This is a genomic window from Butyricimonas sp. RTP31003st1_G1_RTP31003_210430 (assembly GCF_040920905.1).
In the GTDB taxonomy this organism is placed as follows: Bacteria; Bacteroidota; Bacteroidia; order Bacteroidales; family Marinifilaceae; genus Butyricimonas; species Butyricimonas paravirosa.
Map to the genome: position 1 here is coordinate 1 of NZ_JBCOSQ010000053.1, position 17,687 is coordinate 17,687.

Annotated in this window: 14 protein-coding genes and 1 tRNA gene; 8 read left to right on the forward strand and 7 right to left on the reverse strand. The window is 41.7% G+C overall.

Features of this window, described 5'->3' with window-relative positions:
• The 4 genes from AB5542_RS15190 to AB5542_RS15205 all read right to left on the reverse strand — a co-directional run.
• On the reverse strand, positions 1 to 573 hold a 573-nt coding region (locus AB5542_RS15190; protein ID WP_368243168.1), incomplete at its 3' end, for a phosphate acyltransferase.
• A 129-nt stretch (positions 574 to 702) separates the two neighbouring features.
• Positions 703 to 1,167: a hypothetical protein gene (locus tag AB5542_RS15195; RefSeq protein ID WP_410518808.1), complete on the reverse strand. Its 465-nt coding sequence runs from the start codon at positions 1,165 to 1,167 to the stop codon at positions 703 to 705.
• A gap of 60 nt (positions 1,168 to 1,227) precedes the next feature.
• Positions 1,228 to 1,605, reverse strand: coding sequence for a GxxExxY protein (locus AB5542_RS15200; RefSeq protein ID WP_279038492.1), 378 nt, complete (start codon positions 1,603 to 1,605; stop codon positions 1,228 to 1,230).
• 111 nt (positions 1,606 to 1,716) lie between these two features.
• Positions 1,717 to 2,166, reverse strand: coding sequence for a hypothetical protein (locus tag AB5542_RS15205; protein WP_279038493.1), 450 nt, complete (start codon positions 2,164 to 2,166; stop codon positions 1,717 to 1,719).
• A gap of 220 nt (positions 2,167 to 2,386) precedes the next feature.
• Between AB5542_RS15205 and fabG the strand changes: the two genes are divergently transcribed.
• Positions 2,387 to 3,133 carry a 3-oxoacyl-[acyl-carrier-protein] reductase gene (fabG, locus tag AB5542_RS15210; RefSeq protein ID WP_087420141.1) on the forward strand — a complete coding sequence of 249 codons (747 nt, stop codon included), beginning with the start codon at positions 2,387 to 2,389 and terminating at the stop codon, positions 3,131 to 3,133.
• Positions 3,134 to 3,192: 59 nt separating this feature from the next.
• Here fabG and AB5542_RS15215 read toward each other — a convergent pair whose 3' ends face one another.
• Both AB5542_RS15215 and AB5542_RS15220 read right to left on the reverse strand, forming a co-directional pair.
• Positions 3,193 to 4,818: an ATP-binding protein gene (locus tag AB5542_RS15215; protein ID WP_279038494.1), complete on the reverse strand. Its 1,626-nt coding sequence runs from the start codon at positions 4,816 to 4,818 to the stop codon at positions 3,193 to 3,195.
• Positions 4,815 to 5,753, reverse strand: coding sequence for a helix-turn-helix domain-containing protein (locus tag AB5542_RS15220; RefSeq protein WP_147344447.1), 939 nt, complete (start codon positions 5,751 to 5,753; stop codon positions 4,815 to 4,817). Before AB5542_RS15220 ends, AB5542_RS15215 begins: the two co-directional genes overlap by 4 nt.
• 252 nt (positions 5,754 to 6,005) lie before the next feature.
• On the opposite strand from AB5542_RS15220, the gene AB5542_RS15225 reads away from it, so the two are divergent.
• The 3 genes from AB5542_RS15225 to AB5542_RS15235 all read left to right on the forward strand — a co-directional run bounded on the left by AB5542_RS15225 (position 6,006) and on the right by AB5542_RS15235 (position 11,504).
• Complete coding sequence (locus AB5542_RS15225) at positions 6,006 to 6,989, forward strand: DUF6340 family protein (RefSeq protein ID WP_118302502.1); 984 nt, start codon at positions 6,006 to 6,008, stop codon at positions 6,987 to 6,989.
• Between the two features lie 13 nt (positions 6,990 to 7,002).
• A complete protein-coding gene (locus AB5542_RS15230; protein ID WP_087420145.1) occupies positions 7,003 to 8,160 on the forward strand; it encodes an iron-containing alcohol dehydrogenase in 1,158 nt (385 codons plus the stop codon).
• A gap of 158 nt (positions 8,161 to 8,318) precedes the next feature.
• On the forward strand, positions 8,319 to 11,504 hold the full coding sequence (locus tag AB5542_RS15235; RefSeq protein ID WP_288215179.1) for a UvrD-helicase domain-containing protein: 3,186 nt from the start codon (positions 8,319 to 8,321) through the stop codon (positions 11,502 to 11,504).
• Positions 11,505 to 11,563: 59 nt separating this feature from the next.
• Here the strand turns inward: AB5542_RS15235 and AB5542_RS15240 are convergent, their stop codons facing one another.
• Positions 11,564 to 12,952 carry a DUF5723 family protein gene (locus AB5542_RS15240; protein WP_118302498.1) on the reverse strand — a complete coding sequence of 463 codons (1,389 nt, stop codon included), beginning with the start codon at positions 12,950 to 12,952 and terminating at the stop codon, positions 11,564 to 11,566.
• Between the two features lie 199 nt (positions 12,953 to 13,151).
• Between AB5542_RS15240 and AB5542_RS15245 the strand changes: the two genes are divergently transcribed.
• The 4 genes from AB5542_RS15245 (at position 13,152) to AB5542_RS15260 (ending at position 17,416) form a co-directional block, all read left to right on the forward strand.
• A tRNA-Met gene (locus AB5542_RS15245) sits at positions 13,152 to 13,224 on the forward strand.
• A gap of 225 nt (positions 13,225 to 13,449) precedes the next feature.
• Positions 13,450 to 14,457: a hypothetical protein gene (locus tag AB5542_RS15250; protein WP_279038496.1), complete on the forward strand. Its 1,008-nt coding sequence runs from the start codon at positions 13,450 to 13,452 to the stop codon at positions 14,455 to 14,457.
• A 181-nt stretch (positions 14,458 to 14,638) separates the two neighbouring features.
• Entirely contained in the window at positions 14,639 to 16,480 is a 1,842-nt protein-coding gene (gene rpsA / locus AB5542_RS15255; RefSeq protein WP_118258729.1) for a 30S ribosomal protein S1, read from the forward strand.
• A gap of 3 nt (positions 16,481 to 16,483) precedes the next feature.
• Positions 16,484 to 17,416 carry a ribonuclease Z gene (locus AB5542_RS15260; RefSeq protein WP_279038497.1) on the forward strand — a complete coding sequence of 311 codons (933 nt, stop codon included), beginning with the start codon at positions 16,484 to 16,486 and terminating at the stop codon, positions 17,414 to 17,416.
• Positions 17,417 to 17,687 lie beyond the last annotated feature (271 nt).

The following is a 17,687-nucleotide window of genomic DNA, read 5'->3' on the forward strand; positions in this document are numbered from 1 at the left end:
AGCCACGGCGATCTGGGCCAATTCTTCTGCGGTCGGGTTAGGCAGTACGGCACAGTCGGCACACACGATTAGGCCGTTTTCTCCATATTCCGGTTTGTTGGTTAATAACAAGAATGCTCCTGATACAACAGACATACCCGGTAAGGTTTTCACGATCTGTAACGCGGGACGTAACACGTCTCCGGTAGCATTTTTTGCCCCGGCAACTTCACCATCGGCATCCCCGCTCTTGATCATCAAAGTGGCAAGGTATAGCGGGTCAAGAACGAGTTTCAAAGCTTGTTCTTTTGTCATACCTTTACTCTTGCGAAGTTCAACCAAAAGGTCTGCATACGCTTCTTTCTTCTCGTGATTTTCGGGATCGATGATTGTGGCTTTACCGATATTTTTCAATTCGAATTTCTCGGCCAACGCTTTAATTTCAGCCGGATTACCGATCAAGATGATTTGAGCAATACCTTCAGCTATCAAGATGTCGGCTGCTTTCAACGTACGTTCTTCTGTTCCTTCCGGAAGTACAATCCGTTTGTTGCACTTCTTCGCATTTTCTTTGATTTGTTCAAGGAGATTCATGATATTTTTATTTTAAATATATAGTTACTCGCAATCGTTAGCGCGAAAGTAGAAATAAATAATCAATTTGTAATGCAGACATTACAAAAAAGTTCATTTTCGGGGAAAAGTTTATTATTTACTCTTATTTCATTTTCCGAGCTTGAAACGAATACGCAATACTCCATCATTGAAATCGAACGAGATGATGCGGAACGTGCCGATCTCGGCCGTGTTGGTGACATGAAGTCCGATGCAGGCGCATTGATCGTAATTCCCGATACGAATTACCCGCACGGTCTTTATACCCGGTTCAGGAAGGCGGGTAAGGTTGATGCCTGCCGGAACCTGATCGATCGGGTAGAAAATTTCTTCCACGTTGATGTTTTGTTGTATAATGTCGTTTACCGCTTGCTCCACGGTGGCAATGTCTTCGGCAGAAGGTGTCGTTTTGAAGTGGTAATCACATTTGGATTTCTTTTTCTCTATATGGGCGGAGAAAGAACGTTCACAATGGAAGTATTTGACCATCTGAGAATTTAGTAGGTGTTCCGCTGTGTGCATCGGTGCGATTGACACATCCTGAAATTTTGGGGCTGCTTGGCTTATTTCCATCATAGACAAGTTTTTATTTTTAGACATAAAGACAAAAGTACATATTTTTCTGATGGGTGGTTATATATGTTTATATTCTCTGAATTTTCTTTTTATTTCGATACGTTCACCACCAAAGTTTATTAATAAGCCGTGGTCTGTATTGGTAGCGGTTAAGTAATTTACTAATTGGGTTTCGTGTATGGGAAGGAGATGTTGTACCGCTTTAAGCTCAATGATTATTTTTCCTTCTACGATTATGTCCGCTCTAAATTCTCCTACAATTTCATTTTTGTAATATACATTTATAGGAGTTTCTGTATCTGCATGAATACCTTTTTCTTTTAATTCTATTATCAATGCTTTCTGATAAACATTCTCAAGAAAACCCGCAGCAAGATGTGTTCTTACATCATAAGCACACTGAATAACAGTTTTTACCAGACTTTCTATTTCCATATTTCTTTTTTGTTCTTATGTTCTTCTGTCTTATAAACAAGATAATATGTCTCCTCAGTGTACGTTGAGGAATACTCTTGTTTGTTGGGTTGAATCTTTTGTTCCATATTTTTATTCGTGTTTGTCAAAGATGAGTTCATATTTTCTTAATCTTCGTTTGGATTTAAATGTCCATTTTTCCGGATTCCAGTAGGAGTATTCCACAGGAGTTGTATTGGCATAGATATGTTGAATCCATTTTCCCCAGAATTGAAGGTCATTGTCTTCAAACCTGTAATCATCTGGTTTATAATATTTGCCGCATAGTTCAGATCCTTCTTCCAATACTATTTTGGTGTGGGGGTAGACGACATGAGTGGTGTCGTCCAATCGAGTGTCCATATTTTCCTCGGTTCTCCAATTCCCATATAGCCGGAGCGTGTCGTAATTCACGATGATCCGGAGCGTGTCGTCCGTGTTGTTAATCACGTGGTACTCGTCCAGACACCAGTAATCGCATCCTGTAAATAGAATTGCTAGTAGGGAGAAAAGTAATGTTTTTAGTCGGTTCTTGTTTTTCATGTTGTATTGTTATTGGTTGCGTGTAATATAAAATGCCTGAGGTGTATCTTGTAACTACAAGTGTAATGCTTTTTAGGAGAATAAACAATCGAAGTGAAAATAATTTCTTGGTTTGAATTAAATCACTAACTTTGTCGCTTGATCGGGTGGGATTTTCCCACCGCGGGATCACTTGACAAGTGGTTCCGGTTTAAATTTAGGTTTAAATAAAACTGTAATTATGAAGTTATTAGAAGGAAAGACCGCCATTATCACGGGGGCATCAAGAGGAATCGGAAAGGCTGTGGCATTGGAATTTGCCCGTCAAGGAGCGAACATCGCTTTCACCGATTTAAGATATGATGAAATAGCTCAGGAAACCGAAAAAGAAATTGCCGCTTTGGGTGTGAAAGCTAAAATGTTTGCTTCCAATGCTGCTGATTTCGCGGCTACGAATGCTACCGTGGATGAGATTGTTAAAGAATTCGGACGTGTAGATATACTTGTAAATAATGCTGGTATCACGAAAGACACCTTGTTAATGCGTATGAGTGAGGAACAATGGGATGCCGTGATCAACGTGAATTTGAAATCTGTGTTTAATTTCACGAAAGCCGTGTCTGCCGTTATGTTACGTCAGAAATCGGGTTCCATTATCAGCATGAGTTCCGTGGTAGGAGTGAGTGGTAATGCCGGACAAGCAAACTATGCTGCATCTAAAGCCGGGATTATCGGATTCACGAAGAGCGTGGCCAAAGAACTTGGCTCTCGTAATATTCGTGCTAACGCTGTTGCTCCAGGATTTATCATTACCGATATGACCGCACAATTGTCCGAGGACGTGCGTAAGGAGTGGGCTGCTAAAATTCCATTGAAGAGAGGCGGTACTCCGGAAGATATTGCAAAGGTATGCGTATTCTTGGCTTCTGATTTGTCTGCTTACGTGACAGGTCAGACAATCCACGTTTGTGGGGGAATGAATATGTAATATCCGCCTAAAAGTTTGGTTATAATTGTCGTAGATGGAGACGGTAGGGGTATTGAAATTCAATACCCCATTTTTTTTACCGGATGTTGAATTGTGAAACAGGAGCCTTCTCCAACTTTGGAGGTTACCGTGATTGTCCCTTTTAGATGCTCTATGATTGTATGGCTGATTGCTAAGCCTAGTCCTGTTCCTTGAACAAAATTGTCACCTTTGTAGAATCGTTCGAAAATACGGTTCATCTTATCTTCGTCAATTCCGGTACCTGTGTCTTTCACGAAAATGGAAACCTGATCGTTATTCTGCTTGTAACCGAGTGTGACTGTTCCTTTGGAGGTGAACTTGATAGCATTGTTGATCAAGTTGTTAATGACTTGTTTTAAGCGTAGGGGATCGGTCGTGATGATCGTGTCGGTTGCAGGAAGGTCCAGAAGTAATTCTACCTCTTGCGGGACGTTTATTTGTTGGGCTCGTAGGATATTTTGTAATAGAGGCGTAAGCGGTTGTTCTGTTATGTTGAAAACCATCGTGTTGGATTCTATTTTTGAGAGATCGAGTATGTCGGATATAAGTGCCAGTAGCTGTTCGCAATTCAAGTGGATCAGTGATAAAAATTCTTTGATTTCCTCTTTCTTGAAGGCCATATCTCCATCAACCAGTAAATTGGAAAAGCCGACAATGGCATTTAATGGTGTCCGAATTTCATGACTCATGTTGGCGAGGAATGCACTTTTAAGTTTATCGCTTTGTTGTGCTTTGTCACGGGCTTTGGTTAATTCTTCTTCAATTTTTTTGTGTTCCTGTGTACTCATGCAGACGCCAACGAGCCGGAAAGGAATTTGTGTTCCTTGTCCGAGATAAGAAGATTGAGCCTCGAACCATTCCCATTTTCCGTCTCCCCGATGAAGACGGTAGCTCACAGGATCTTCGATAAAATTCCCTTGGACTTGGAGTGTGAGGGCTTCGAGTACTCCGGCTATGTCATCGGGATGTACCAGTTGGGCAAATTGTTCGTTTGTCAGCGTACAATCCCCGGCCGGAATGTCAAGATGTTCGAAATAACGGGGATCGATAGTCATCAGATTACATTTCGTGTCATATGACCAGGGAAATATCTTCGTGCGACGTAAAGCCATATTTAACACGTATTCTTGGGTAAGTTCCGTCACGACGTTGCGAAACGTGAATATGATACAATTTGAGCCTTTTTCTACGATAACATTTTTGAAATAACCTTTCGCTAGAAAAGAGGTCGTGTTGATGGTCCCGTAAATGAACGTGTCAGGTGGGAGCGTAACTTCCTGCTCGTCTTTTTGCAGGCGCCCTAAGAGTTCGTCCAGAATATTGATATTCTCATGGGAAATTGAAAATACTTCCCGAATGTTTTTATTCTTTATGTCTTGTTTCTGTATTCCTAGTTCGGCTGCGGCCTGATGATTTACTTGTTTGATACTTCCATTCGGGGCTAATAGTATAAATCCAGCCGGTACGGAATCAAGAAGTTCACGAGCGAACTTTTGTTGCGTGTCTAATTGCTTTTCCTTTACCAGTCTTTCGTGTTTCCGTTTTCGTGCTATCAAGTAGAAAACGAGGGAGAGAATGACGATAGCGGCCAATAGAATAATGTTTAATATTATACTGTATCGAATAGACGCGTCGCTAGTGAATAAATTTATCTGGTCAATCATGATATTTTGCGTGTTGTGTTGTTTAATTGATTGTTCCTGTATTCCCGCGGAGACATCTTCATGATACGTTTAAAGAATTTCGTGAAGGCGGGTGGAGAGGAAAAATTCAGACTATAACCGATTTCTTGTATGGTTTTGGTACTTGAAACAAGTAGGGATTTTGCCAGCGTGATCACGTAATAGTCGATCCATTCCCCGGCAAATTTTCCACTTGCAACATGAATGACTGATGATAGGTATTTAGGAGTCAGGCATAATTTGTTCGCGTAGAAAATAATGTCACGTTCTTTGAGGTGATATTCTTCAACGAGGGTGATGAAACGGTTGAATATGCTATCGGGGTGTGATAACTCGAAATTTTTATCTTGCATATGACGGTAAACGAAATTGTAGAGATCGTAAAATAAAGCATGTGCTAGTTTATGTACGGCTAGTTCAGAAAAATGAGGATTCAGTTTATCTGTTTTCCTAGATAGCAATGAATAATATGATTCCAATAGTTTAATTTCATCCTCATTGAGTCCGACTACCGGATGATATTGCATTTTGAACCGCAAGGGAATCATTTCTTGACATTTCTCTTTAAAATAGTCTGGCGAAATGAAAATAATCCTCGCTTCGTAATCCGGTGTTGTATGAATCGGTTTGATGACTTGTTTGGGTAGCACGACAATCAAGTGATTCTTTTTAATACGATAGTTTTGGGTGTTGATCATGATTTCTGTTTCTCCCCGGGTGCAAAGCGAGAAAGAACAGGTTTCTGTCACGATGATCCCCTGTTTCTTGATTTCTTCTCCAATGAATGCTTTTTCATTGGTCACGTGGTTATAAATGATTAGACTTTCCGAGGTATAATCCGGGGATACCCGCCGGGCGAGTTCCTTGATGTTGATAGTCGTGGATTCTTTCATTTTTCCATCTAAATAGTTAGGCAAAGGAATGAATAATCTACTATATATCCAACGGTATTCCGACGTTTAGTTTATTTATACCGTCCTAAAGGAAACTAATAATTTATTGACGATTCATACGCTTTATCCGGGAAGTTCTTTTTTCTCGATGACCGTTTGGTTATTTCCCGGAATATTTCTACTTTTAAAACATCATATTTGAATGGTTGCCGAAAAGTCAGGCCGTGATTGTGGCTCACTTTTTGTAAACTCAAAATAAAACAAACAAGTAATTTCATGGAAAGGCGTGTAAAATATAAGATGAAAGCCGGGCTAAAAATAGTCGGGGCGTTCTTATTTGTAGGCTTTTTAGCCTCATGTAGTAGTTACAAAGTGCTGAATATAGACGTGTTGCATCCGGGAGAGCTGAATATCGGAAACAAGAATGCACAAATTTTGTTTATCGACCGGAAATTGGTGCATGAGTCGGATTCTCTCTCTGCGTACCAGTTGTTTGCTAGTTTGCGGTTACGGAGAGACGAGGTTGTCAATCATTTCTATAATGGGGTGCGTGACGGGTTACGTAACGGGGTACAACCTATCTTACTGGTTAAAGGGTTGGGATTGAACACGGGATATATTCCGGACGGGTATACCCCTGCACCGATTTCCCCGGCAGGTATTGCCGCATTGGAAAAGATTTCCGGACAAACATACGTTCTCTCGGTGGAATATTGTAAGTTCGGGTTGGATGGTGCGAGTCGGTTGATGCTTGATACCAATCTTTTCGTGCGTTTATATGACCCGGATGGTGTTGTGGTGGATTCCGCAACTACTCATAAATTGGATGATGTGGACGAGACGCTGTTCGAGGGAAATAATTATGATATAATATGTAATTTCTTCTACAATAACGGGGTGAAGTACGCGGAACGTTTGACGCCGACATGGAAACCCGAACAACGTAGGATTTACACGAATAACCGTCTGTTGAATCTCGGTTACTATCATTTTGAGAACGAGAATGATGAAGAGGCTCAGCGGATATGGAATGCGGCCTTGAACCTGAAGCCCAGGGTAGCGGCTCGTGCCGCGGTGAACTTGGCATGGTTCTATGAAAAAGATGGTAACTTCTCGTCAGCAAAAGCTTTATTGGAGGCGGCTTTGAAAACATTACAAGCAAATAACATCAATGACAACTTGTCCGTATATATTACGGATTACATAAAGCGTTTAGAGAAACGTATCAAGGATGAAACCAAAATTATGGAACAGTTATAAACGATTTTAAAGCATGAGAAATTTCGATTATTACAATCCCGTGAAAATTCTTTTCGGGAAAGGAAAAATTGCCGAGATCGCAAAATGGATTCCGAAAGGGATGAAAGTTATGATGACCTACGGTGGTGGAAGCATCAAGAAAAACGGTGTCTACGAACAAGTGATGGATGCGTTGCAAGGGTTTGATATTGTAGAGTTCGGGGGTATTGAGCCGAACCCGAAATACGAGACTTTGATGCGGGCCGTGGAATTGGCAAAACAGGAAAACGTGGGATTTCTTCTAGCTGTAGGAGGAGGTTCCGTGATTGACGGGACGAAATTTATTGCTGCTGCAACTTGTTTCGAGGGGAATGAACCTTGGGACATCGTGGCAAAAGGCGCACGGGTGAATGCGGCACTTCCGTTGGGAGCTGTACTGACCCTTCCGGCTACAGGATCGGAAATGAATAGTGGCGGTGTGATCACTCGCCAGTCCACTTTGGAAAAATTGGCGTTCAATTCTCGCCATGTGTTCCCGAAATTCTCTGTACTGGACCCGATGGTAACTTATTCATTGCCCATGAAACAAGTGGCTAACGGGGTGGTTGACACTTTCGTGCATGTCATGGAACAATATTATACTTTCCCGGAACAAGCTGAGATTCAAGATCGTTTCTCTGAATCAATCTTGAAGACTTTGATTGAGTTGGGACCGAAGTTGATTCATGCCGAGAAACCGAATTATGAAGATCGGGCCAACTTCATGTGGGCAGCCACGATGGGGTTGAACGGTTTGATTGCCTGCGGGGTATCGCAAGACTGGTCAACTCACCATATCGGTCATGAATTGACCGCTTTCAACGGGTTGGATCATGGGATCACGCTGGCGATCGTTTTACCGGGAGTGATGAATGCCACGAAAATTAAACGTCGTGAGAAATTGTTGCAATATGCCGCACGTGTGTGGAATATTGACACAGATCAGCCCGATGCTGCCGATCAAGCGATTGCCCGTACGGAACAATTTTTCAATGAATTGGGCGTGAAGACCCGCCTGTCTGATTATGGCGTGGGTATCGACACGATCGACCGTATTGAAAAGCGTTTCCGTGAACGGGGGGATTTTGCTCTAGGTGGTATCGATGATGTGAACGTGGATAATGTGAGAGCGATATTAACTTCAAGACTTTAATAATTGAAAATGGAGAATTGAAAATGGAAAATGGCAAAAGTGTCTTTTTTCAAATTCAATTCTCCATTTTATTTTGTTTACAGAAATTGAAAATCGACTTTTAGTTCAGGATTAATCCCTCTAATTTTCAATTTTCAATTTTCAATTTTCAATTGCCTATGTTGCGTGTATATCGGGCCTCAGCCGGTGCGGGGAAGACGTTTGCTTTAACGATGGAATATTTCAAGATCGTTTTCAATGTTTCTTCTGAGTATAAAAATGTGCTTGCCGTGACCTTTACCAATAAGGCCACGGAAGAAATGAAATCCCGTATCGTGCGGGAATTGAACAAGCTGGCGGAAGGTCAGAAGAGTGATTACCGGGAGGAACTTAAACGGACGCTGAAATTGACAGACGATCAGGTAAGGGAACGGGCCGGAGTGTTACGTACTTTGATTCTGCACGATTACGGGCGGTTATCCGTGACGACAATTGATCGTTTTTTTCAACGGGTAATCAAAGCGTTTACCCGTGAACTGGGGATATTTCCCGGTTATAATGTCGAGTTGGATAGTGACTACGTGTTACAGCGAGCCGTGGATCAAGTGATGCAACGCATGAATAAGGATAAGGAGCTAAGGGCGTGGATTACCGAGTTGATGAGTGATAGCGTGGAGGATGCCAAATCGTGGAGCGTGAAGAGTAAGATTGCGGAGCTGGGGAAGGAGTTGTTTGGAGAGAGTTATATGCTCTTCGACAAGGATGTGAGGGACAAGTTTAACGATCGAGGATTCCTGAAAGGTTATAAGATGTTCTTGCAAGGTGTGATCTCCCGTTTCGAGGATCGCATGGAGATGTTCGGTCTGTCTGCTTGCCGGAATATCGAGGAGAATGGATTGCACGCGGAAGATTTTAAAGGAGGGAAACGAAGTTTTATAAATTATTTTTACAAATTGCGGGATAAGAGTCTGGATAAGATTCCCGATTCTGCCCGAAAAGCAATAGATAATCCAGATGAATGGGTGACCAAAAAGCATGATCCGTCGATCCGGACATTGATTGAGCATATCTACCCGGAACTGAATACGAACCTGCGGGAAAGTGTCGAGTATTATGACGAGAATTTTCGGGATTACGTGTCTGCGGTTTTGCTCTCGAAGAATCTTTACCAATTGGGGATTCTGAATGACTTGTACGGGGAGGTGAGAGATTATTGTGACGAAAAAGGACTCATGTTACTGAGTGACACCACCCGTTTACTTAACATGCTGATTGCCGGGAATGATACTTCTTTCTTGTTCGAGAAAACAGGGAATTTCTACAAGCATATCATGATTGACGAGTTTCAAGACACCTCGACCATGCAATGGGGAAACTTCCTGCCACTTGTCGTGAACACGCTTTCCGAGGGAGGAAGGGCTATGATCGTGGGGGACGTGAAACAAAGCATCTATCGATGGCGTAACGGGGACTGGCGTTTGTTGGCGGAAGGGGTAGAGCGTGATTTGGCTACTTTCGGTACAGATAACGTGATTCTAGAGCATAATTGGCGGAGTTACAAGGAGGTGGTAGAATTCAATAACCGGTTCTTTATCTTGGCTGCACGACAATTAAAGGAGTTGTATGACAATGAATGTGGAGAAGAGAATGTTTATTCCCGTTCGATCACAGAAGCTTATTCCCGGCCGGAGCAACTTGTGAGCCGTTCAGGAAGTGGGTACGTGGAGATCCGTTTCTGTGGGGAAAAACAAGAAGAGGGGAGTGATGCGGAGATCATGAACTCTGTCGTGGATGTTGTCAATGATACGATGTACCGGGGTGGAGAGCTGAAAGACTGTGTGATTCTTGTGCGTAACGGTAAGGAAGGTGCTTTCGTTGCCGATTACTTGATAGAATATAACAAGCGGGAGAATATTCCTTTTCCGATACCTTTTATATCTAATGATTCGCTATACGTTTCCTCGTCGCCTTACGTGGAATTAATTATTAACGTGCTACGTTACATGGTGGAACCGTATGATGCGGTGAATCGAACGGTGTTGCTTTATAATTACCGAACTTTTGTCAAGGGTGAAGATACTTCACGGGAAGATGTTCTTTTCAAGGCCGGTAGTACGGACGAGAGTTTTCTTGACACGATCGACTTGCCGTTTTTACGGGAGCCGGAGAAACTGACATTTAGTTCATTGTTCGAGATTACGGAGACGATTATCGAGGCTTTCGGTTTACGGGCTAGGATGGAAGAATTGCCTTACTTGATCGCTTTCCAAGATATTCTCTTTGATTACGAGAAAAACAACACGAACAGTATTCCTATTTTCCTTGAATGGTGGGAGAAGGAAAAGGATAAAAAAGTGTTATCTACTTCGGAAGAAGTGGATGCCGTGCGAATTCTCACGATACATAAATCCAAAGGGTTGGAATTTAAAACGGTTATTATTCCTTTCTGTGCCTGGGATCTTGATGATACCCGTCACGGGCGCCGGATATGGTGTCAGAATCGAGAGGAGGGGTTTAGGGATTTGGAGTATGCACCATTGAACTATTCCTCTAAACTGGCAGATAGTCATTTCCGGGAGGATTACCTCAGTGAGCACGTGAAGGCTTATGTTGACAACTTGAATCTGCTTTACGTGGCGTTCACGCGGGCGGAACGGGAGTTGTATGTTCTGCCTTACGCACCCAAGATAACGAAAGAAGGGAAACCGTCAGATATTGGTGCTTTTCTCTTTCAAGTTTTGGAGGTAAGCGGGATGCCGGAATGGAATTCCGAGAATTCGAGCTTGATCATCGGGGAGAAACAGTTGATAGCCGGTAAGGAAAAAATAGAAGACGATCATACATTAAGTCTGGCGGAATATCCGATTTATGAATTGAACGAGCGGGTGAGTGTCCGGTATAAATATGAAGATTACACGGACCCGGAGACAGTAGAGATTTCTGCCGTTGACGAGGGGAAGATGTTACATGAGATATTCCGCCGTATCGAGACGGTGGATGATATAGATCGGGCGGTAAATGATATGTATCATTCGGGTTTACTTACCTTGGTGGAAAGGGAGAATTACCGGGAGCAGGTGGTGTCTTATTTGAATAACCCAGTCCATTCGGCATGGTTTGATGGTCGATATAAGGTTATTAATGAACGGGATATACTTTTCTGTAACTCGGGAAAAGCTCGTCCGGACCGGGTTATGGTTGATGGAAAAAAAGCCATTGTTGTGGATTATAAATTCGGTCAGAAAGAAGAGAAATCGTATATCCGGCAGGTTGGTTTTTATTGTAAAACATTACGACAGATGGGCTATACCGATGTGGCAGGTTATATTTGGTATGTTCCCTTGGAAAAAGTAGTGTCCGTGTGAGGACATAAAAAATGGGAAGTTTGCATTTGAAACTTCCCATTTTTATATCCGGAGATTTATTATCTACGATAGTCTAATCTCTTTTTACCAAGAGGAACACTAACACCTAAGTAGGCATTTACCCGGTTGGCGTCACCTGCTGATTTGGTCATCAAATAGTCTGAACCGATGAAAACAGGGCCTAATTTCAAGCCTATTCCCAGCGTTTCAAAGTCACTATGTAAGAAAGAGTAACTTAATGTTGCCCCGAACCAGTTTCTCGGACGGTAGTTTGCTGAAAGTGTCAATTCGGAGTAAGCTTTAGGCTGGGTGAATTGAGTAGAGGACAACAGACCGAATCCGAGCTTGTTATTCAAAAGGGTATATTCTGCTCCGAGGTTCAAGGTTGAACGAAGACTGGTACTCCGGCTTTTGGTTTTCTCTTCCGTTTGGAATTGGATCAAGTCGAAGTCGAACACATCTCCAGCCTCGTAAGTTTCATAATTATCTGGATCGAAATTAGTGAAATCACCGTAATCATGCTCGCTGTCTGTCGTGGCAATCGTGGTTGATGATTTTGTCCAACTAATGAATCCTAGGTCGAGGATGGCTGCCGATACATTAATGCAACCAAGAAAATTGTAACTTGCCCCTAAGTCGATACCGAATCCATAACCGGATACTCCGGGAGAATCAAAGTCAATATCATCAATATATCCACCATCTGAATTATACCCAAATTCTAATCCTTTCATGGAAGTTTCCAATCGTCCTTTGGTTTTTACTTTCCAAGATTGATAACTTAAAATATCTTCCGTGTTTATTTTTGCGGTGATCTGATCAATTTTAGCATCTAGGTTACCTAATCCAACTAAAACTTTCACGCGTCCCCCGACAGTCAGGTCTTTTGTTACGGGACGGGAATATCCTAATCCTATTTCAGTGAAAATATCCGCATGGAGTTCCATATCCCGGATGTCGTAATCGAGGTTGAGCCTGTCGTCTAAATCCGGATCAATATTAGCGTAACGGGCAAATTCGAACATACTCTTTGGGATGGAGGCACTAATGATGGAGCGGGCTCCCAAGTTTACAGTCCAAAATCCTTTCCCGCTGTAAAAACCGAAAGAAATAATGTCCACCGTCAAGTCGATATTCATCGTGTTCTTGTTGTCCAGACGACTGATGAATTTGTCGCTATTCAAAAAGTCATTCTCGTTTTCGATAATGTCGATAAAATCATCGATACTCAATTTGTTGGAAGAAGCAGATAATCCGATGGCACCGATAGCCGGGATATTAAAATATCCTCTGGCGGGTTGCAAGGCAGGGTTCATTTTAAGTCTGGCCGGAACGTTGTCCATGAAATAGGAAGTCCTAAGTCCTTGTGCAAGACCCTCAGAAATCCCCATAATAGACAAGAGTGCAGCCACACAGCTAACTTTCAAAAAGGTAAAACTTTTTTTCATAAATAGTGTCGTTTATAAATCTGATTTGATATTTATTACGACACAAAATTGTCATTTTATTTTAGAATAGACAAGGATTATTATTAATTATTTGTTTCATTTTAATGTAGTGAAGACATAATTTATCATCTGATATTTGGAAATGTAAAATAGATACTCTATCTTTGCACTCGCAAAACGAAAGAAGTTCTGCTTATATTGCGGGATGGAGCAGTTGGTAGCTCGTTGGGCTCATAACCCAAAGGTCGTCTGTTCGAGTCAGGCTCCCGCTACAAAATGAGGATCGATGAAAGTCGATCCTTTCTTTTTTTATTCAACATATGAAGCTAACACGTTTGAGACCTATCCTCCTAATTTTTCACGAGAGACAACATATAGAGAATAGATAATTGTTGTATTTGCTATATAGTTGCATTTTGGAATGTATAAAATACGCTATTTTCTTTGTTGTGTGGATGAATAGTCATACCTTTGTAAAAATAAATAATTCTTTGTGTATGAAAAAGGTGGTGTATATTTTGAGTTGTATTTCATTGTTTTTATCATGTAGTGATAAAGACGTGTATAAAGCTCCGGAGGCAGATCTGAATCTGTTGAAACCATACGAGGATATGGAGGTCATCGTTCCGGAGGGGTATGCCTCGATTGTCAAGTTATATGATGATACCTTGGCAATTTGTACTTATTCAACAACAATTTCGATCCCTACTTTCTGGGCGTCTAAATTGGGTCGGGCATCTGAAAATAGTCCGATCACGATTGAAAATGTAAAGAATGAGAATAATTATTATCAAGGTGTGTTAAATACTTGGCAGGTCGTGGCTTTTGAGGATAGTCGGGAAGGAGATTATGACTATAATGATTTGATCATACACGTGAACTGGAGTATTCGGGAAAATAATTACACGATATCCGTTCAGCCAGTTGCTTTAGGATCTTCCAAGAAAATTAAGCTGGGATTCGAGAAAATGGATGGTAATATTTCGAGTGTGAACGAGGTAATCGTGGCCGAAGATTGTCGGAAAGAATTGTTTGAGGGGAGAGAGGGATTTATCAATACTTTTTCCGGCAAAGAAAAGGTGATTATTAATAATGGTAAATATAAATACCAGAAAGAGTTGGCGAAACAGAGTAATGATCTTAGATGTGCAGTGAATTGGTTCATTGAAGTAGATGGCGGGACAAGATTATATGCTATTACGAATAACCCGATATGTCTTAATCAGGATGGAAGACCTTACGGATTGATATTCACTAGAATCTATGATGAGTATACTTATTGTAACGAGAAAGGGGAGCGTTGTGGAGTTGACTGGTTTCTATATCCCCAAGAACTTGTGAATATATCTGATATTTATGATTTCGACGGCTATATGAAAACAGGAGATATTTCTATTTTCCGGACTCCCAAAGAAGGTTTTTATGACGCCATAGGGGAAGGGGAACCGATGGGAAAAGAGGGACTGATATATTGTCCGAATTCGTTGTATAACGTGAAACTATAATAGTAGGTTAAAACGGGGAGTTTTCCCCGTTTTTTTATTCCTTTTCTCGTTATTTTTCAGTGCATTTTGTTTGGAGGGTTGATATTTATTTGTACTTTTGCGCCCGTGTTATAAAAACATAATGTCTAATTTATTAGGAGATAAGCATTTATTATTTATTATGGCAGAAGAACAAAAAGAAATGCAAGTAGAACTTGCACAAGAAGAAACCAAGAAAGTTGCTCCCGTGGCAACAACAAGCGCTGAGGCTGACGAGAATTTTGACTGGGAAGCTTATGCAAATGATGATGTAATCCCCGCATCTGAAAAAGAAGAATTGGCAAACAGGTACGCCGAGACTCTTTCATCTGTAGTAGAGAAAGAAGTTGTTGAAGGTACTGTTATCTCAATGAACAAGAGAGAAGTCGTTGTAAACATCGGTTACAAGTCAGACGGTATCATTTCATTGAACGAATTCCGTTACGATCCGGAATTAAAAGTGGGAGATAAAGTAGAAGTTTACGTTGAGACTCAAGAAGACAAGAAAGGTCAATTGACTCTTTCTCACAAAAAAGCAAGAGCTTTACGTAGCTGGGATCGTGTTAATGCGGCGTTGGAGAACGACGAAATTATCAAGGGTTACGTTAAATGTCGCACGAAGGGTGGTATGATCGTTGATGTATTCGGTATCGAGGCATTCTTACCGGGTTCTCAAATTGATGTTAAGCCGATTCGTGATTATGATATCTATGTTGGTAAAACCATGGAATTCAAAGTGGTTAAGATCAACCAAGAATTCAAAAACGTTGTTGTATCTCATAAAGCTCTTATCGAGGCTGAATTGGAACAACAGAAGAAAGATATCATCTCTAAATTGGAAAAAGGACAGGTACTTGAAGGTACTGTTAAAAATATCACCTCTTACGGAGTATTCATTGACTTGGGTGGCGTAGACGGATTGATTCACATCACTGACCTTTCTTGGGGTCGCGTAAATCATCCGAACGAAATCGTTGAGTTGGATCAGAAGTTGAACGTTGTTATTCTTGACTTCGATGACGAGAAAAAACGTATCGCTCTTGGTTTGAAACAATTGACTCCGCACCCATGGGATGCTTTGAGTGCAGACTTGAAAGTGGGTGACCGCGTGAAAGGTAAAGTAGTGGTTATGGCTGATTACGGTGCTTTCGTTGAGATCGCTCCGGGTGTAGAAGGCTTGATCCACGTATCTGAAATGTCATGGTCTCAACACTTGCGTTCAGCTCAGGACTTCATGAAAGTGGGAGACGAAGTAGAGGCTGTTGTTCTTACCTTGGATCGTGACGAAAGAAAGATGTCTTTGGGTATCAAACAATTGAAAAACGACCCGTGGCAAAATATCGAAGAGAAATATGCTGTTGGCACGAAACACAAAGCTATCGTGCGTAACTTCACGAACTTCGGTGTATTCGTAGAGATTGAAGAAGGAGTTGACGGATTGATCCACATCTCTGACTTGTCTTGGACGAAGAAAGTAAAACACCCGGCAGAATTCACTCAAATTGGTGCTGAGATCGATGTTGTAGTTCTTGAAATCGACAAGGACAACAGAAGATTGAGCTTAGGTCACAAACAATTGGAAGAGAATCCGTGGGATGTATTCGAAACGATCTTTACCGTTGATTCTATCCACGAAGGAACGATTACTGAAATCTTCGACAAGGGTGCTGTTATCGCGTTACCTTACGGTGTAGAAGGATTTGCTACTCCTCGCCACTTGGTAAAAGAAGACGGAACTCAGGCTAAGGTTGACGAGAAATTACCGTTCAAGGTGATCGAGTTCAACAAGGGTGCCAAGAGAATTATTCTTTCTCACTCTCGTATTTTCGAAGACGAGCAAAAGGCTGCCGATAATGCCAAGAAGAAAGATGAGGCTAGCGCTACTAAAAAAGCAGTGAAGAAAGTGAAAGAAAAATTGGAAAAAACAACGTTAGGTGACATCACCGAGTTGGCTGCTTTGAAAGACCAAATGGAAGCTAAAGAAGAGGAAGAAAAGAACAATTAATTTGTGAAATTCGAATTGACTATATTAGGGTGCGGTTCTGCCGTACCCACGCTTCAAAGAAATGCTGCCGCTCAGGTACTCAATGTACTTGAGCGGTACTTTCTTATTGACTGTGGCGAGGGTACTCAACAACAGTTGAGACGCTTTAAAGTGCCATACAATAAGATCAATCATATTTTTATTTCCCATTTACACGGGGATCATTTTTTCGGACTAATTGGTCTATTATCCAGTTTTTCATTACAGAACCGTCGGGCTGAATTACATATCTATTCAGACAAGCGTTTGGAAGAGATCATCGAGTTCCAGCTGAAAGTGATGAACTCTCGGCTGAATTACCCATTGATATTTCATTACCTAGACCGTGAAGCCGGTTTAATATACGAGGACCGTATGATGACGGTTAATGCTTTCCCACTGAAACACCGTTACGAGGCTCCCGTGACGGGATTCCTATTTGCCGAGAAAGAGAAGGAGAGAAATATTAAGCGGGAGATGACTGATGCTTTCCGTGTTCCCGTGGCTTTTATGCACCGTTTGAAGAAGGGGGAGGATTTTATCACGCCCGAGGGGGAAGTGATCGCGAATAGTCGTTTAACAACGGCTCCGCCAGCTCCTCGTTCTTATGCTTACATGACGGACACGCTTTTCCGAGAATCTTTTGCCGAATACGTACAAGGTGTTGATTTACTCTATCACGAATCTACTTACGGGAACGAGTTTGAAGGATTAGCCAAAGAAACTTTTCACAGTACTGCAGGACAAGCAGCGCGAATGGCAATGCTTGCCGAAGCAAAACACCTTCTGCTGGGACATTTTTCGTCCCGTTATCCCGATCCGACTCCTTTATTGGAACAGGCACGGGAGATTTTTCCAAACACGGATATGTGTTATGATGGGGCGGTATTCGAATTACCTGCGGTGAAACGGGGGTAATGTTGTCATGGCTTACCTCGTTTTTGGGCTAAGGCTTGTCTGGCCTTTTGTCTGATTTAATTTATACTTCATTTAGACCACGGAGCATTCATCCTGTATTGATCCTCGATAAAATAGATATTTGAGACGATTTTGTTTGGATTCGGGGTAAGGGGTGAAGTATATTTGTTATAGGGTGAGATATGCTTGAGTGATGGGAGACTAGGGCGTAGGGTTAGTTTAATATGGGGGGAAGTAAAGCCGTGAGGTTATTATTTATGTTTGATTTTTA

What these genes read in the sequence shown, in the direction of transcription:
- AB5542_RS15200 (WP_279038492.1), bottom strand. Translation starts at nt 1,605, where the DNA reads ATGGAAATAGAAAGTCTGGTAAAAACTGTTATTCAGTGTGCTTATGAT.
- rpsA (WP_118258729.1), top strand. Translation starts at nt 14,639, where the DNA reads ATGCAAGTAGAACTTGCACAAGAAGAAACCAAGAAAGTTGCTCCCGTG.
- AB5542_RS15205 (WP_279038493.1), bottom strand. Translation starts at nt 2,166, where the DNA reads ATGAAAAACAAGAACCGACTAAAAACATTACTTTTCTCCCTACTAGCA.
- AB5542_RS15235 (WP_288215179.1), top strand. Translation starts at nt 8,319, where the DNA reads ATGTTGCGTGTATATCGGGCCTCAGCCGGTGCGGGGAAGACGTTTGCT.
- AB5542_RS15215 (WP_279038494.1), bottom strand. Translation starts at nt 4,818, where the DNA reads ATGATTGACCAGATAAATTTATTCACTAGCGACGCGTCTATTCGATAC.
- AB5542_RS15225 (WP_118302502.1), top strand. Translation starts at nt 6,006, where the DNA reads ATGGAAAGGCGTGTAAAATATAAGATGAAAGCCGGGCTAAAAATAGTC.
- AB5542_RS15230 (WP_087420145.1), top strand. Translation starts at nt 7,003, where the DNA reads ATGAGAAATTTCGATTATTACAATCCCGTGAAAATTCTTTTCGGGAAA.
- AB5542_RS15250 (WP_279038496.1), top strand. Translation starts at nt 13,450, where the DNA reads ATGAAAAAGGTGGTGTATATTTTGAGTTGTATTTCATTGTTTTTATCA.
- AB5542_RS15240 (WP_118302498.1), bottom strand. Translation starts at nt 12,952, where the DNA reads ATGAAAAAAAGTTTTACCTTTTTGAAAGTTAGCTGTGTGGCTGCACTC.
- fabG (WP_087420141.1), top strand. Translation starts at nt 2,387, where the DNA reads ATGAAGTTATTAGAAGGAAAGACCGCCATTATCACGGGGGCATCAAGA.
- AB5542_RS15195 (WP_410518808.1), bottom strand. Translation starts at nt 1,167, where the DNA reads ATGGAAATAAGCCAAGCAGCCCCAAAATTTCAGGATGTGTCAATCGCA.